General features: G+C 69.8%; 13 protein-coding genes. 9 read left to right on the forward strand and 4 right to left on the reverse strand.

Translation table 11 applies throughout. The annotated features are described in order from the left end of the window. The first annotated feature begins 420 nt into the window (after window positions 1–420). Together prfB and ACSQ11_RS11450 are read left to right on the forward strand one after the other, a co-directional pair. Window positions 421–1533 (forward strand): peptide chain release factor 2, encoded by a 1113-nt coding sequence (gene prfB / locus ACSQ11_RS11445; protein WP_436005462.1) that lies wholly within the window; start codon window positions 421–423, stop codon window positions 1531–1533. Between the two features lie 36 nt (window positions 1534–1569). Further along, window positions 1570–2046, forward strand: a complete 477-nt coding sequence (locus ACSQ11_RS11450; protein WP_436005464.1) for a TY-Chap domain-containing protein — start codon at window positions 1570–1572, stop codon at window positions 2044–2046. A 51-nt stretch (window positions 2047–2097) separates the two neighbouring features. Here ACSQ11_RS11450 and ACSQ11_RS11455 read toward each other — a convergent pair whose 3' ends face one another. Further along, window positions 2098–4185, reverse strand: coding sequence for a cell wall-binding repeat-containing protein (locus ACSQ11_RS11455; protein WP_436005466.1), 2088 nt, complete (start codon window positions 4183–4185; stop codon window positions 2098–2100). Between the two features lie 310 nt (window positions 4186–4495). Here ACSQ11_RS11455 and ACSQ11_RS11460 point away from each other — a divergent pair, with 310 nt between their 5' ends. Next, window positions 4496–5860, forward strand: a complete 1365-nt coding sequence (locus ACSQ11_RS11460; RefSeq protein ID WP_436005468.1) for a 3-hydroxybutyrate oligomer hydrolase family protein — start codon at window positions 4496–4498, stop codon at window positions 5858–5860. A 119-nt stretch (window positions 5861–5979) separates the two neighbouring features. Here the strand turns inward: ACSQ11_RS11460 and ACSQ11_RS11465 are convergent, their stop codons facing one another. Beyond that, the gene (locus ACSQ11_RS11465) at window positions 5980–7548 is read right to left on the reverse strand and encodes an MDR family MFS transporter (RefSeq protein ID WP_436005470.1); all 1569 of its coding nucleotides are present in this window, start codon (window positions 7546–7548) and stop codon (window positions 5980–5982) included. Continuing rightward, window positions 7541–8101, reverse strand: a complete 561-nt coding sequence (locus tag ACSQ11_RS11470; protein WP_436005472.1) for a MarR family winged helix-turn-helix transcriptional regulator — start codon at window positions 8099–8101, stop codon at window positions 7541–7543. The genes ACSQ11_RS11465 and ACSQ11_RS11470 overlap by 8 nt, the downstream gene beginning before the upstream one ends. 144 nt (window positions 8102–8245) lie before the next feature. On the opposite strand from ACSQ11_RS11470, the gene ftsE reads away from it, so the two are divergent. The 6 genes from ftsE to ACSQ11_RS11500 all read left to right on the forward strand — a co-directional run bounded on the left by ftsE (window position 8246) and on the right by ACSQ11_RS11500 (window position 14645). Next, entirely contained in the window at window positions 8246–9043 is a 798-nt protein-coding gene (gene ftsE, locus ACSQ11_RS11475) for a cell division ATP-binding protein FtsE (RefSeq protein WP_436005474.1), read from the forward strand. Continuing rightward, window positions 9040–9945, forward strand: a complete 906-nt coding sequence (gene ftsX / locus ACSQ11_RS11480; RefSeq protein WP_436005476.1) for a permease-like cell division protein FtsX — start codon at window positions 9040–9042, stop codon at window positions 9943–9945. Before ftsE ends, ftsX begins: the two co-directional genes overlap by 4 nt. A gap of 134 nt (window positions 9946–10079) precedes the next feature. Further along, entirely contained in the window at window positions 10080–11483 is a 1404-nt protein-coding gene (locus tag ACSQ11_RS11485) for a peptidoglycan DD-metalloendopeptidase family protein (protein WP_436005478.1), read from the forward strand. A 100-nt stretch (window positions 11484–11583) separates the two neighbouring features. Beyond that, window positions 11584–12069, forward strand: a complete 486-nt coding sequence (smpB, locus tag ACSQ11_RS11490) for an SsrA-binding protein SmpB (protein ID WP_436005480.1) — start codon at window positions 11584–11586, stop codon at window positions 12067–12069. 4 nt (window positions 12070–12073) lie between these two features. Next, entirely contained in the window at window positions 12074–14050 is a 1977-nt protein-coding gene (locus tag ACSQ11_RS11495) for a DUF2207 domain-containing protein (protein WP_436005482.1), read from the forward strand. Between the two features lie 70 nt (window positions 14051–14120). Then, the gene (locus ACSQ11_RS11500; RefSeq protein ID WP_436005484.1) at window positions 14121–14645 is read left to right on the forward strand and encodes a type 1 glutamine amidotransferase domain-containing protein; all 525 of its coding nucleotides are present in this window, start codon (window positions 14121–14123) and stop codon (window positions 14643–14645) included. Window positions 14646–14727: 82 nt separating this feature from the next. Here ACSQ11_RS11500 and ACSQ11_RS11505 read toward each other — a convergent pair whose 3' ends face one another. Beyond that, on the reverse strand, window positions 14728–14901 hold the full coding sequence (locus tag ACSQ11_RS11505; protein ID WP_436005486.1) for a CsbD family protein: 174 nt from the start codon (window positions 14899–14901) through the stop codon (window positions 14728–14730). Window positions 14902–14912 lie beyond the last annotated feature (11 nt).

Genomic DNA, 14912 nt, shown 5'->3' on the forward strand with positions numbered 1-14912 from the left:
CGATTCGAAATGTTGCCCCGGCAGGGCGCGATGATGCTCGACCGACGGCTCCCATCACCCCGACGTGACCCGTTCGGATCATCGAGAAATGACCCGCCGAACCCGAAGGTAGTTTGCCGTTTCCGCTGGTGGGGGACCGGCCCGAGGGGGAACACTCGACGGGAAGCACCCACGCCGGAATGACTGACACGGCGACCAGGGAGACGGCGGCGCGGCCAAGGAGACCCGCGCGGTCGTCGTCGCCGATCGGGACGTTCGGGCGGTTCACGAAAGGGCCAGGGACCTTCTCGCGAACAGGCCGGGGCGGGTGGCCCACAGGGAGGGCCACCCGCCCCGCTACGTCGTGAGCCGGCGGTCGGCTGACGTCCACGGGCCGCGCGCGGTGAGCGGACGGCATACGGGCACGTAGTCTTGGCTCTCGTGGCCACCGACTTCCAGCAAGAGATCAAGGACCTGCGCACGACGATGACCTCCGTGCGCGAGGTCACCGACCTGTCCGCGCTCGAGGCGCAGATCAGCGACCTCGAGACCCAGGTCGCCGCGCCCGATCTCTGGGACGACCAGGAGAAGGCCCAGGCCGTCACCTCCGCGCTCTCTCGTGCCAAGGCCGAGCACGAGCGGGTCACCGGCATGGACGCCCGCGTCGACGACCTCGAGGCCCTCGTCGAGATGGGCCAGGAGGAGAACGACGCCGAGACCCTCGCCGAGGCCGAGAAGGAGCTCGTCAAGGTCAAGAAGGCCGTCGGCGAGCTCGAGGTCCGCACCCTGCTCAGCGGTGAGTGGGACGAGCGCGAGGCCGTCGTGACGATCCGCTCCGGCGCCGGTGGCGTCGACGCCGCGGACTTCGCCGAGATGCTCATGCGCATGTACCTCCGCTGGGCCGAGCGCCACGGCTACCCGACCAAGGTCATGGACACGTCCTACGCCGAGGAAGCCGGCATCAAGTCCGCGACCTTCGAGGTCAACGTGCCCTACGCTTTCGGCAACCTCTCGGTCGAGGGCGGCACCCACCGCCTCGTGCGGATCAGCCCCTTCGACAACCAGGGCCGCCGCCAGACGAGCTTCGCCGCGGTCGAGGTCATCCCGCTCATCGAGCAGACCGACTCCATCGAGATCCCCGAGAACGAGCTCAAGATCGACGTCTTCCGCTCCTCGGGCCCAGGTGGTCAGTCGGTCAACACGACCGACTCCGCCGTGCGCATGACGCACATCCCCACGGGGACCGTCGTGTCGATGCAGAACGAGAAGTCGCAGATCCAGAACCGCGCCGCCGCCCTGCGCGTCATGCAGTCGCGCCTCCTCCTCATCAAACGGGCCGAGGAGGCCGCGGTCAAGAAGGAGATGGCCGGCGACGTCAAGGCGAGCTGGGGCGACCAGATGCGCTCCTACGTCCTCAACCCGTACCAGATGGTCAAGGACCTCCGCACCGAGTACGAGACCGGCAACCCGAGCGCGGTCTTCGACGGCGACATCGACGGCTTCATCGAGGCCGGCATCCGCTGGCAGATCGCCGAGCGCAAGGCCGAGGACTGAGTCCCGTTGAGCGACAGCGGACCGAAGGACACGACCATGACGTATGCCGTCGAGTTGCCTCCCGGGGGACCGGCCGACTGGAGTGCGTGGTCGCGTGACCTCGCGGCCCGGATCCGGTCGCTCGGCGACGGCGAGGGCGTGACGGTCACGGTGTCGGAGTTCCCCCGGCCGCACCTCGTGCGCAAGGCACGGTTCTTCGGGGTCATCCCGGCCCGCTACGAGGACATGGCTCCCTGGGTCCGCGTGCGACGCGACGAGGACCACGCCGTCTGCGAGCTCATCGGCAGTGAGGAGTTCGGCGGCGAGTTCTTCTTCAGCCCCGACGAGGAGTCCAGGCTCGCGGAGATCGGCTGGCGCGAGCCCGGGCCGATCTCGATGGAGGAGCGGGTCTGGAACCGGTGGTACCCCGACGACGTGAGCGAGACGGCATACCTCGGCAAGGACGACGCCCTCGCCGCCGCCGACCTCGTGACCCGCACCCTGCGCGACGTCATCTACGCCGCCGAGAACTGAGCCGATCCCGCGGGCGTCGGGAGGGTCGGACGCCCGCGGGATCGTGTGGCGTCAGCGGGTGTCAGGGCCGTAGTACACGGTCTGTCGACCGGCGACCGCGACGGCCGTGGTGACGGCCGACTCGGGCACCGAGGCGGCGCCTCCGAAGGTGAGGACGGCGTCCGCCGACGAGCGGATCCTCCGGATGTGCTCGCGCGTGGCCGGGTGCAGCGACGTCCCCCCGTTGAGCAGGATCGGCTGTCCTATGAGCGCCATGGCGGCCCCGCCGGAGACGGCGTCGGGCCAGTTGCGTCCGTCGGCGATGCCCACGGTCGAGGACGGACTGAAGAAGAAGTCGGCGACGTTGGCGGCGACGCGGTAGCGGTCTGCGCCCGAGATGACCTCACGCTGCTCGAAGGGGTAGCCCTCGACGGAGCGACCACCCGTGCCGCCGATGCCGTAGGCCTTGCCGTCGGCCGCGATGACCTCGTCGACGTAGGCCTTGGTGACCGCCGGGAGGGTCGAGCCGTTGGAGAGCACCACCGGGGCCTGGCGAGTGACCGCGGCGGGGCCGGCTGCGAGGGCGTCGGCGAACGCCGACCCGGCGGCGACCATCACGGTGTCGGCGTGCGAACCCCTCAGCTGGTCCATCCTGCGGGCGATGTTGACCGACACCTCGTAGCGGTTGGCTCCGCCGAGCCTCACGACCGGATGGCCGAGCTGGCGGAGCTGGTTCTCGACGGCGGTCGAGACCGAGGCGGGGCCGCCGGTGACGTAGATCGTGGCTCCCGTGGCGAGGACTCGGTCGAGCTCGCTGCCCACACCTGCCGAGAGGGCCGACTGCGAGGTCAGCAGGACCGGGCCGTTGAACTCACCGGCCAGTGGCGTGCTCGAGAGCGCATCGGCCTCGGCCTGGTCGCCCGCGACGACGGCGAGGTTCGCCGTGCCGTCGTCGAAGAAGGCCATGGAGGTGTTGATGGCCACGGCACGCCGGTTCGCACCAGCGATTCGCAACGAGGCGGCTGCTGGCGTCGCCGGTGCCCAGGAGAGGTGGGCGACGGTGGGGTTCGCCCCAAGGCTCGTGAGGGGGAAGGTCCTCTCCGTGGCGGTCGACACGTCGAAGGTCCCGCTCGGCCCAGCACTGATGACACCGAGCGTGGTCACGGAATTCGGGTCGGACGAGCGCTTCACATAGGCGATCTGGCTCCCGGAGGGCGACAACGTGGGGTTGACGGGCCAGTTGTCAGCGTTCGTCGAAGGGCTCGCGGCCACCGGGCCGCGCCCGTCGGCGTGGTCGACATAGATCCGTCGGTCCGTGGGGTCGGGCGTCGAGAGGTCGAGCCCGTCGAAGGCGAGGTAGGTGGTCGCGTCCTCGTTCGCGAGGCTGTCGCCCGGTGCCAGAGCCACGGACACCTGCCGCGGCTGGTACTGCTCCAGGCCCAGGGACTCGAAGTCGCCCACGACGTCGGAGCCCTCGGGGGAGTGGACGGCGTCGGAGTCGAGTGTGGCGACGTAGCCGTTGCCGCTCACGAGGAGGTCGTTGTGCGGTGTCACCACCGGTTCGGCGATCGTGCGGTTGGTCGACTCCTCGCCGTGGACGCGCTGTTTGCCGGCGGGGGACGCGAAACCGATACCCTCCCCGCCGGGTCCGTCTCCCGGGTTGAGGGAGTGGTACGTGACGTCTCCCATCGGACTCCACTGGCCCCGGTCGGCGGACTCGCCGAAGAACCCCGCCCCGATGACGGGATACGTCCCGTCCTCGTGGGCGAAGTCGACGTAGGTGTCGACGATGACCGGCGGCTCCTCACCGGGATTGACGAGCCTCGTGCGCAGCGTCGAGATGCGATCCCCCGCGGGGCCGACCGACACGTCGTGGGCCGCTTCGGCGCCAATGCGCGGCATGGGGCGGGAGGCGCCGGTGATGGGGTTGAGGACGACGGAGGAAGGGAAGCCTTCCACCCAGATCTCTCCGTCGAACGCTGCGGCCTCGCGTGCGCCGGAGGCACCCGCGTCAGAGCCCGGTGCCCCCGGCCGACCGGCGACGACGGTCTTGGCCCGCAGCCGCTGCTCAGATGCCTGCGCCCTCTTCTGGAGCGAGTCCCAGCTCGTGGAGGCGGCGCGCTCCACCCTTGGTGGAGCGGCCGTGGCGGGTGCGGTCATCGCCCCCAGGGCGACGAGTGACGACACTCCCGCCAACGCGGTCGGACGGAACCAGGCAGAACGCACGGCAGACCCCCATTGTCAGCACCCTCGGTGGCGGAAGGTTACCGCTGGGGGTCCGCGAGTGGAAGGTTCCTCCGAATCCGGGCTCACCGCTCGGGCGCGTGAGCGGACGACACCTTCGAGCGGCACGAGCACACACGAAGCCCTCGCGGAGTGGGCCCGCGGCACATGGGAGCCGTGGCGCACCGCGAGGATGCTGGCCCCCATGCGCCCGACAACGATGTCTCCTCGCACAGTCCTGGTGGCCGTGGCCGCCCTCGCCATGACGGCCTCGCTCACGGTGGCCGCCCCTCAGGCCTCGGCCGACCGCCAGTCCGATAAGCCCGGCGGCGGGCACTGCGCCCGCCAGTCCAAGATCACGGTGCCCGGCGCCGAGATGCAGAAGACCGCCTGCCTCGACGACCTCACGACCGCGGGCACCGTGGCCTCCGGCCACACCAAGGCGGCGGACTACGCCGGCCTCCACACGCCCGGCACGGTCAACCCGACCGGTGTCCCCGGCATACAGGTCGACGGCTACTTCCCCGACACGTCCACGACGAACACCAACAACAGCTGGAACCACGACAGCCAGTTCGTCATTCGCATCCCTGACGACTGGAACGGCGGCCTCGTCGTCACCGGCGCACCGGGCAACCGCACGCAGTACGCGAACGACTTCATCTGGTCCGACTGGGTCCTCGCGCAGGGCTACGCCTTCGCCAGCACCGACAAGGGCAACATCGGCGTGAATTTCTTCGACGACGGCTCGGCGCCGGGCGGCAGTGTGCGCGAATGGAACTCGCGCGTCACCGAGCTCACGGTCGCGACCAAGAAGGTGCTGCAGCAGGTGCGCGCGAGCAAGCCGAAGCACACGTGGATGGCCGGCATCTCCAACGGTGGCTACCTCGTTCGCTGGCAGCTCGAGAACCGCCCCGACCTCTACGACGGTGGCCTCGACTGGGAGGGCACGCTCTTCCGTGCCGACGGACCGAACCTGCTCACCTACCTGCCGACCGCCCTCAAGCACTACCCCTCGTATGCCGCGACCGGCAGTTCTGCGGCCCACGACGCGATGATCGCGGCCGGGTTCGCACCCGGCAGCGAGTTCCTCTGGCCCTTCCACCACCAGGTCTACTGGGACCTCACGCAGCGGATCTACCGCGAGGAGTTCGACCCGGGCTTCGACGGCGACACCAAGGGGGGAACTCCCTACTGCGCCAGCGGTACCCCGCAGTGCGACGCGGACTACGACTACGCCAGCCGGCCGCAGTCGGTCAAGGACGCGATCCGCTCGGTCGAGCTCACCGGCAAGATCCGCAAGCCGCTCATCACCGTCCACGGCACGATGGACACGCTGCTGCCGATCGGCACCGACTCCGACGTCTACGACCGGCTCATCGACGACGCCGGCGCGGGCGCGATGCACCGCTTCTACCGCGTGGCCGACGGCACCCACACCGACGCACTGGTGCCGGCGTTCCCGGACCGTCTCCGCCCGCTCCTGCCGTGTGCACGCTCCGGCTTCGACGCCCTCACGGCGTGGGTCCAGGACGGCACCGCGCCGCCCGCCGACGCCACCGTGCCGCGCCCGGCGTCCGGCGACCTGCTCAACACCTGCACCCTCTCCTGACGTCCCTGAACAACTGATTGCCCCTTCGTGAGGTCTGGGGGACCGGAACCGGTCCCCGGTTCCTCGCGAAGGGGCAATCAGTTGGGGGTTGTGTGCGGGGTGGTCGCTGGGTCGGGCAATCAGTCGATGGGCTGCTCGAGGCTGAGCGGGTCCTTCTCGTCGTGCTTGGCCACGGTGGTGCGCAGCTCCGTGTGCGGCATGAGCGCGATCGCGACGAGCGTGACGATCGCGACGCCCGCGGCGATGAGGAAGATGTAGCCCGTGCTGTCGCCGTAGGCGTGGCGCACGATCGAGAGCACCGGCTCGGGGAGCGCACCGAGGTCGAGGGTGCCGCTGCCGCCACCGTCGGCCGGGACGGGGATCTTCGCGGCCTGCAGGCCCGAGGCGATGTGGTCGCCGACCCGGCTCGTGAGGATGGCGCCGAGGACGGCGATGCCGACGGTGCCACCGAGCGATCGGAAGAAGCTGACGACACCGCTCGCGGCGCCGATGTCGCGCAGGTCGACGGTGTTCTGGACGACGAGCACGAGGTTCTGCATGAGCGTGCCCTGGCCCAGACCCATGAGGATCATGTAGGCCGAGAGGTGCCAGATCGGGGTCGTGTGGTCGGTCGGGCCCATGAGCGCGAGCCCGGCGATGAGGACGACCGTGCCGACGAGCATGTACGGCTTCCAGATCCCGGTGCGGGTGATGAGCTGGCCGGAGACCGTCGCGCCGACCATGCTGCCGAGGATGAGCGGGAGCATGAGCAGCCCGGCCTCGGTGGGGGAGAAGCCCTGCGCGACCTGGAAGTACTGGCTGAGGAAGACCGAGGTGCCGAACTGGGCGATGCCGACCGCGATGCTCGCGAGGATCGCCAGGGTGGTCGTCCGCTCGAGGAGGATCTTCGGCGGGATGAGGGGCTCGGGGTGGCTGCGCTCGACGAGGATCAGGGCGACGACGGCCAGAGCGGTGGGGACGAGGAACCAGACGGTCTCCATCGAGGCCCAGTCGAAGCTGCGACCCGCGAACGAGACCCAGACGAGCGGCAGGCTGGCCGCGATCGAGATGAGCAGGGCGCCCCACCAGTCGATGCGGACCTCACGGCGCACCTGCTCGAGGTGGAGGAACTTCTGGAGCATGGCGAGCCCGACCAGCGAGATCGGCACCGCGGCCCAGAAGCACCAGCGCCACCCGACGCTGTCGACGAGCAGCCCGCCGAGCAGAGGTCCGGAGACCGTGGCGACGGCCATGACCGCGGCCATGTAGCCGCTGTAGCGACCGCGCTCACGTGGCGGGATGATCGAGCCCATGATGGCCTGCGCGAGGGCCATGAGTCCGCCGACGCCGAGGCCCTGCAGCGAGCGGGCGCCGAGGAGCTGGGGGACGTTCTGGGCGAAGCCGGCCGCGAGCGAGCCGAGCAGGAAGAGCACGCCCGAGACCTGGACGAGGAGCTTCTTGTCGAAGAGGTCCGAGAGCTTGGACCAGATCGGGCTCGAGACGGTCATCGCCAGCAGGGTCGTCGTGACGACCCACGTGTAGGAGGTCTGGCTGCCCTGGAGGTCGCCGATGATCGTCGGCAGGGCCGTGCTGACGATCGTCGAGCTGACCATCGCCACGAAGAGCATGGAGAGCAGGCCGGTGAGGACCTCCAGCACCTCCTTGTGCGTGAGGGTCGGCTCTCGGGTGAGTACTGCGGTGTCAGACATTCAGGTCAGGTCCTTGGAGTCGGTGCGTGTCGTGGTGTCGGGGTGAGTCGGTGGGGTCGGCCCGGTGGGCCGGGTCGGCCCGGTGGGTCCCCCCGGCGCCACCGAGCGCCGGGATGATGTGGTCGGAGATCTCGTCGAGCACCTGCGCCGCGCGCAGCGCGGTGTCGCCGTCCCAGTCGGTGAACTGCTCGCGCATCCCGCTGACATAGGTGCGGCGCAGTGCGGCGAGGCGTGCCCGTCCCTCGTCGGTGATGCTGACCAGCTCGGCGCGACCGTCGCTGGGGTCCTTGCGGCGGACGACGAGATCCTCGGCGCCGAGCGAGACGAGCTGGCGGCTGATGACGGAGGCGCCGACGTGCAGCTGCTCAGCGATGAAGCCCGAGCGCACCTCCCCGTGGTCCTCGAGGACCTTGAGGATCGTGATGTCGGTGGACTTCAGGCCCCCGGGCAGCTGCAACCAGAGGTGCGAGGTGGCGCGCAGCGACCGCGTCAGCCGGAAGAGGCTGGTGGCGAACTGCTCGAACTCCGCGCCCCCGGGAGATTGCTTGACCATGTCAACTATTAAACGCCTGTTGGTTGCATCAAGCAACTTCATGGGGGCACACGCCGTCGAGCCCCCGGTTGCGAGGTCGTCACAGAGGCGGAACCTATGCTCCTTGTGCATCCCGCCCCCGAGCCGTGAGGCCTGCCTCCAGCGATGATTCGCTTCGACAACGTCACCAAGGTCTATCCGAGGTCGACCCGCCCGGCGCTCGACGACGTCAACGTCAACGTCGAGCGCGGCGAGTTCGTCTTCGTCGTCGGGCCGTCCGGCTCCGGCAAGTCCACGATGCTCCGCCTCGCGCTCCGTGAGGAGCGGGCGACGGCGGGCATGGTGCTCGTCGCCGGGCAGGACCTCGGCTCGCTGTCGGCGCGCAAGGTCCCGCGCTTCCGCCGCGAGATCGGCGCGGTGTTCCAGGACTTCCGCCTGCTCCCGGGCAAGACCGTCGACCAGAACGTCGCCTTCGCGCTTCAGGTCATCGGCAAGCCGTCCTCGGCGATCCGCCAGCTCGTGCCCGAGACGCTCGAGATGGTCGGGCTCGAGGGCAAGGGCAAGCGGCTCCCGCACCAGCTCTCCGGCGGTGAGCAGCAGCGCGTGGCCATCGCCCGCGCGGTCGTCAACAAGCCGCAGATCCTGCTGTGCGACGAGCCCACCGGAAACCTCGACCCCAAGATCAGCCTCGACATCGTCCGCCTGCTCGACCGGATCAACCGCACCGGGACGACCGTCGTCATGGCCACCCACGACGCCGACACCGTCAACCAGCTGCGCCGCCGCGTCGTGCAGCTCGACGAGGGCCACGTCGTCCGCGACGAGGAGCACGGCACCTACCTCGCACCCGTCGGCTCGGCGACGTCGTCGCCGGCGGCTGACCCGGACGCGGTCGAGGACGTCGAGGTGGCGGAGGAGATCGGCGACCTCGATCCCGAGCGCTTCGGAGGGGAGGACCGATGAGGGCCGGCTTCATCGCGGGCGAGGTCTGGTCGGGGCTGCGCCGCAACCTGTCGATGGCCCTGTCGGTCATCCTCGTGACGATGGTGTCGATGTTCCTGCTCGGGCTCGGGCTGCTCGCCCAGCGCCAGGCCGACACGATGAAGGGCTACTGGTACGACCGCATCCAGGTCTCGATCTACCTCTGCACCGACAATTCGCTCCAGCCCAACTGCCAGGGCCAGGCCGCGACCGATGCCCAGCAGCAGAGCATCGAGAGCCAGCTCGAGTCGATGCCCGAGGTCAAGGAGGTCTTCCACGAGTCCGAGGAGGAGGCCTTCGACCGCTTCAAGGAGCAGTTCCGCAACAGCCCGATCACCGGCAACGTCCAGCTCGGCGACATCCCACAGAGCTTCCGCGTCCAGCTCAGCGACCCGACGAAGTATGCCGTCGTCACGAGTCAGTTCGAACGCGCGCCGGGCGTCGCGAGCGTCCAGGACCAGGAGAAGGTGCTCAAGCGCTTCTTCCAGATCATCAACTGGATCACCGGGTTCTCCGTCTTCCTCGCCGGCCTCATGGTCATCTGCGCGGCCCTGCTCATGGCGACGACGATCCGGCAGGCGGCCTTCATCAGACGCCGCGAGATCGGCATCATGCGGCTCGTCGGTGCCTCGAACTGGACGATCCGTATGCCGTTCATCATCGAGATGCTCGTCGTCGCGGCGATGGGAGTCGCCCTCGCGGTCGGCATGCTCTGGGTCGGGCTGCGCCTCATCTTCAACGCCGGCTTCAACCAGGTGGTGCTCAACAAGGCGCTCATCGGGGCCAACGACGTCTGGGCGCTCACCCCATGGCTCTTCGGCGGTGTCATCCTCATCGCGGTGCTCACCAGCGTCGTCACCCTGCGGCGCTACCTCCGCGTCTGAGGTCGGGCGCCTCCCGGCCGTCCCGGCACCGCGGGGGAGGGCCGACGACGGATCAGGTCGTGCTGGCCCTTTCGGACACGGCATTCGTCCGAAATGTTCCCAAACTGGGGTGACTCGTGTTACCAATGGTGATCATGAGGCGAACCCCTGCGCCCCGAAACGCCTCCGTGCGTCGCGCCGTCGGCATGTCTGCCGCCCTGCTCTGCTCGCTCGCGCTCGTCGCACCCGTGTCCGCCCACCCCGGCGCCGACCCGGACCCCAGCAAGCAGAAGAAGCACGTCGACGCGCAGATCGACAAGCTGCGCGACGACCTCGCCGACACCAACGCCCAGCTCGCGAGCGCCTACATCGCGCTGCGCACCACGCAGGGCAGGCTCCCGGGCGCCCAGTCGGCCCTGACCCAGGCAGAGGCCGCCGCCTCCCGCGCGCAGACCGCCAACGCCATCGCCGCCCAGGAGCTCGAGGTCGCGCAGGCCAACGAGACCAAGGCGCAGGACGAGCTCGCCGCGACCACCAAGGAGATCCGCGACAGCCGTGGCCAGGTGGCCCAGTTCGCCGCGCAGATCTACCAGGAGCAGGGCTTCGGCGAGCTCGACATGGCGATGACGTCGACCTCGCCGCAGCAGTTCGCCGACCGGATCGCCCTCATCGGCACCGTCATGGACCCGCAGGGCCAGTCGATGGTCAAGCTCGCGACCGCCAAGGCGAGCCAGACCGCGCAGGAGGACCACCTCTCCGCGTTGCGCGCCGACTCCGAGCAGGCCAAGCGCAAGGCCGAGGCGACGCTCGCCGCGGCCAACACCGCCCGCGACAAGGCCACCGCCGCCAAGGCCGCGCTCGACGCCCTCGCCGTGCAGCAGACCCAGCAGGCCGCGGCCGTCAGGGCCCAGTCCGTCGCCGAGAACGCCCGCCTCGCCGCAGCCCAGGTCGAGTCCGCGCGCCTCAGCGGGGTCATCAAGGCCCGTGCTGCCGCGGCCCTGCGCGCCGCCAAGATCCGCGCCGCCGCCAACCGCAAGGCCAAGGCCGAGGCGGCTGCCCGCGCGGCTCGCAACAAGAAGAAGCAGCAGCAGAGCAGCGGTTCCAGCGGATCGAGCAGCTCGGGGAGCTCCTCGGGTGGGTCCTCCGGCGGCAGCTCGTCGAGCGGCGGCCCGCTGAGCGCCCCGACGACGCTGGGCTGGATCAGCTCCGAGTACGGCATGCGCTTCCACCCCATCCAGCACCGCTGGAAGCTGCACAGCGGCCGTGACTACGCCGCCCCCTGTGGGACGCCGATCCACGCGGCCGCGGCCGGCACGATCATCGAGTCGGGCTACAACACCGGCTACGGCAACCGCGTCATCGTCGACCACGGCGTCATCGGCGGGGTCCACCTCACGACGACCTACAACCACCTCCAGCGCATCAAGACCCACAGCGGACGCGTCGCGCGGGGCACGGTCGTGGGCTACGAGGGCACGACCGGCAACTCCAACGGCTGCCACCTGCACTTCGAGGTCTACGAGGACGGCAACTTCGTCGACCCGCGCAACTACCTCTGAGCAGGCGAGTCCGCGGGCACAGGTGGTGCCGCGCAAACACGGGCGCGCGGACGGCATACGCTGTCGTAGCGTGTCGCACTGACTCGAGGAGGTGAGCGCGATGGCCAAGGGTGCCAAGACCAAGAACGACGACGGCCGCAAGGTCGTCGCGAGCAACCGCAAGGCTCGCCACGACTACCTCGTCCTCGACACCTTCGAGGCCGGTCTCGTGCTCATGGGGACCGAGGTCAAGGCCCTGCGCATGGGGCGCGCCAGCCTCGTCGACGGCTGGGCGAGCTTCACCGGCGACGAGCTCTGGCTCGAGGGCGTCCACATCCCCGAGTACGTCTCGGGCACCTGGACCAACCACACGCCGCGACGCCGCCGCAAGCTCCTGCTCCACCGCAAGGAGCTCACCAAGATCCTGCAGGCGACCCGCGAGAGCGGCCACACGATCGTCCCGCTCCAGCTGTACTTCAAGGACGGCCGGGCCAAGGTCGAGATCGCGATCGCCAAGGGCAAGAAGGAGTACGACAAGCGCCACGCGTTGCGTGAGCGCCAGGATCGTCGTGAGACCGAGCGCGCGCTCGGCGCACACAGGGGGTAGTTGCGTGAGGGGTCGGCTTCGGAGCTGGATGGCGGGTCTCGCCGCTTCCGCGTGCATCGCGATCCCGGTCGGAGCGGCCCTCGCGGCCCCTGTCGCCTCGGCCTCGCCCGCGTCACCGCCGTCGTTGGCCGGCTTCGTGCCGATGGACGACGACGCCGCCTCCTTCAACGTCCTGTATGCCGTGCAGCAGGACGGGTCGATGCGCGTCACCCAGCGCATCCGCTGGGACTTCCCGGAAGGGGAGGAGCGCCACGGCATCTACCGGACGATCCAGACCCGCGCCGGCTACCAGAACTCAACGACGCAGTACCGCCACTACGAGCTGTCCGACGTCGAGGTGACCTCGCCGACGGGCGCGCCGACCGACACCGACATCTCCGACTTCGGCGCCTACGAGCAGGTCCGGATCGGCAGCGCCGACGAGACCGTCGAGGGCGTGCAGGAGTACGTCCTCACCTACACCCTCGCCCACGTCATCAACGACATCGGCGACGGCACCGCGGAGCTCTACTACAACCACATCGACCCCTCGAACGAGTACGTCTACCGCAACGTCACCGCGGACGTCACCGGGCCGGTGCCCGCCACGCAGGTCGCCTGCTACTACGGCGCCCTGCAGGAGGACACGAAGTGCACCGGCACCGCGGGCGCGAGGTCGAGCTTCCAGGTCCCCGACATCTCGCCAGGACAGGGCGCGACGATCGTCGTCTCGTGGCCGCGGGACGCCTTCGGTGACCTCACCCCCGACCTGCGCGAGACCGGCGACGACGGCAGCTTCGGCGGTGGCTACGACCCCGGGCCCTCGCTCTCGCCGACCCAGTCGAGCTATCTCGGCGCGGCCCTCGCCGGTGGCGGCGTGCTGCTGCCGCTCCTCGCCGGTGGGCTCATGGGGCTGCTCGTGTGGACCCGCGGTCGCGACGAGGTCTATGCCGGGCTGACGCCGGGTCTCAGCCCGGGAGCGGGGGAGAGCGCCCCCGTGGTGCGGGGCAAGGCGCCGACGGTCGCGGTCCAGTTCAACCCGCCGCCGGGCGTCCAGCCGGGCATGGTCGGCACGATCATGGACGAGAAGGCCGACGTCGTCGACGTCACCGCGACCCTCATCGACCTCGCCGTGCGCGGCCACCTCACGATCACCAACGAGGAGCGCGGACGCTTCCGCAGCGACGACTGGCTGCTGCGGCGCCAGACGCCTCCCGGCGGCGGCGCCGCCCTGGCGCCCTACGAGCAGCGCCTGCTCGACGGGGTCTTCGCCAAGGGCAACGAGACCCGGCTCTCCGAGCTCAAGAACACCTTCGCCGGCACCCTCAAGCAGGTGCAGGCGATGATGTACACCGAGTCCGTGCAGCGGCACTGGTTCCGTCGCTCGCCCGATGCCCAGCGGGCCGGGTGGGTCGGCTTCGGCATCACGCTCATGGCGCTCGGCGGGTTCGCGCTGTTCTTCGGGACCGCAGGGCTCGGCTCGCTCGGCGGCGGCGCCCTCGTGGCCAAGGGCTGGGTCTTCGGGATCGGCCTCATCGTCACCGGGATCATCGTCCAGCTCCTTGGCCGACGCATGGCGTCGCGCACCGCGGAGGGGAGTGCGGTCCTCGCCCAGTCGCAGGGCTTCGAGCGCTACATCGCCACGGCCGAGGCCAACCAGATCCGGTGGGAGGAGGCGCAGGACGTCTTCTCGAAGTTCCTGCCCTACGCCATCGTCTTCGGCCTCGCCGACCGATGGGCCGCGGTGTTCGAGGAGGTCGCGGCTGCGGCCGCAGCCGCGGGCCAGAGCATCGCCGCGCCGGTCTGGTACGCCGGGCCGATCACCGGCTGGAACTTCGGCCACGTGGCCTCGAGCATGGACTCGTTCTCGACCCAGGCCGCTGGTACGTTCGTGTCGACCCCGGGCTCGTCCGGTGGCTCCGGCCTGGGCGGTGGTGGGTTCAGCGGCGGGGGCGGGTTCTCCGGCGGTGGTGGCGGCGGGGGTGGCGGCGGGTCCTGGTGACTCGTCGCGGCCTCTCCTCACCCCCCAAGGGAGGTGGCCGTTTCCCTCAAAGCGTGATGGTGTGGTGACCATGACCAAGAAGATCGCATTCCTGACCGCACCCGAGGGCATCGAACGGGTCGAGCTGACCGACCCGTGGGACTCCATCACCGGGGCGGGCCACGCCGCCACCCTGCTCAGCACCGAGTCCGGCACGGTCCAGACCTTCGACCACCTCGACAAGGCGGAGACGCGTCCCGTCGACGGGCTCGTCAAGGAGGCCTCGGTGGACGACTACGACGCGCTTGTGCTCCCCGGCGGCGTCGCCAACCCCGACGCCCTGCGCATGGACGAGGACGCGGTCGCGTTCGTCAAGGCGTTCGTCGAGTCGGGCAAGCCCGTCGCCGCCATCTGCCACGCACCGTGGACGCTCGTGGAGGCCGGGGTGCTCGAGGGCCGCACGCTCGCCTCGTGGCCGAGCCTGCAGACCGACATCCGCAACGCCGGCGGCACCTGGAAGGACGAGGAGGTCGTGGTCGACGGCAACCTCATCACCAGCCGCAACCCCGACGACATCCCCGCGTTCACCAAGGCGCTGCTCGACGCCGTCGGCTGACCGAGCCCTCACCGGCCACGGACACGACGAGGGCCGGCCCCCTCCCTGTGGGGCCGGCCCTGCCGTATGCCGTGCGTGCGGCTCAGTTCTTGAACGCGTCCTTGACGTTCTCGCCGGCCTGCTTGATGTTGCCCTCGGTCTGCTGGGCCTTGCCCTCGGCCTCGAGGCGCTCGTTGTCGGTGGCGTCACCGACCTGCTCCTTGCCCTCGCCGACGACCTTGTCCTTCATGTTCTCGATCTTGTCTCCGATGCCCATGGTGAATCTCC

Origin of the sequence: Knoellia sp. LjRoot47, from assembly GCF_964253435.1 — a bacterium.
GTDB lineage: Bacteria > Actinomycetota > Actinomycetes > Actinomycetales > Dermatophilaceae > Knoellia.

Coding starts and splice junctions, on each gene's coding strand:
- ACSQ11_RS11470 (WP_436005472.1), bottom strand. CDS start 8,101: ATGGTCAAGCAATCTCCCGGGGGCGCGGAGTTCGAGCAGTTCGCCACC.
- ACSQ11_RS11500 (WP_436005484.1), top strand. CDS start 14,121: ATGACCAAGAAGATCGCATTCCTGACCGCACCCGAGGGCATCGAACGG.
- smpB (WP_436005480.1), top strand. CDS start 11,584: ATGGCCAAGGGTGCCAAGACCAAGAACGACGACGGCCGCAAGGTCGTC.
- ACSQ11_RS11450 (WP_436005464.1), top strand. CDS start 1,570: ATGACGTATGCCGTCGAGTTGCCTCCCGGGGGACCGGCCGACTGGAGT.
- ACSQ11_RS11465 (WP_436005470.1), bottom strand. CDS start 7,548: ATGTCTGACACCGCAGTACTCACCCGAGAGCCGACCCTCACGCACAAG.
- ftsX (WP_436005476.1), top strand. CDS start 9,040: ATGAGGGCCGGCTTCATCGCGGGCGAGGTCTGGTCGGGGCTGCGCCGC.
- ACSQ11_RS11485 (WP_436005478.1), top strand. CDS start 10,080: ATGAGGCGAACCCCTGCGCCCCGAAACGCCTCCGTGCGTCGCGCCGTC.
- ftsE (WP_436005474.1), top strand. CDS start 8,246: ATGATTCGCTTCGACAACGTCACCAAGGTCTATCCGAGGTCGACCCGC.
- ACSQ11_RS11505 (WP_436005486.1), bottom strand. CDS start 14,901: ATGGGCATCGGAGACAAGATCGAGAACATGAAGGACAAGGTCGTCGGC.
- ACSQ11_RS11455 (WP_436005466.1), bottom strand. CDS start 4,185: ATGACCGCACCCGCCACGGCCGCTCCACCAAGGGTGGAGCGCGCCGCC.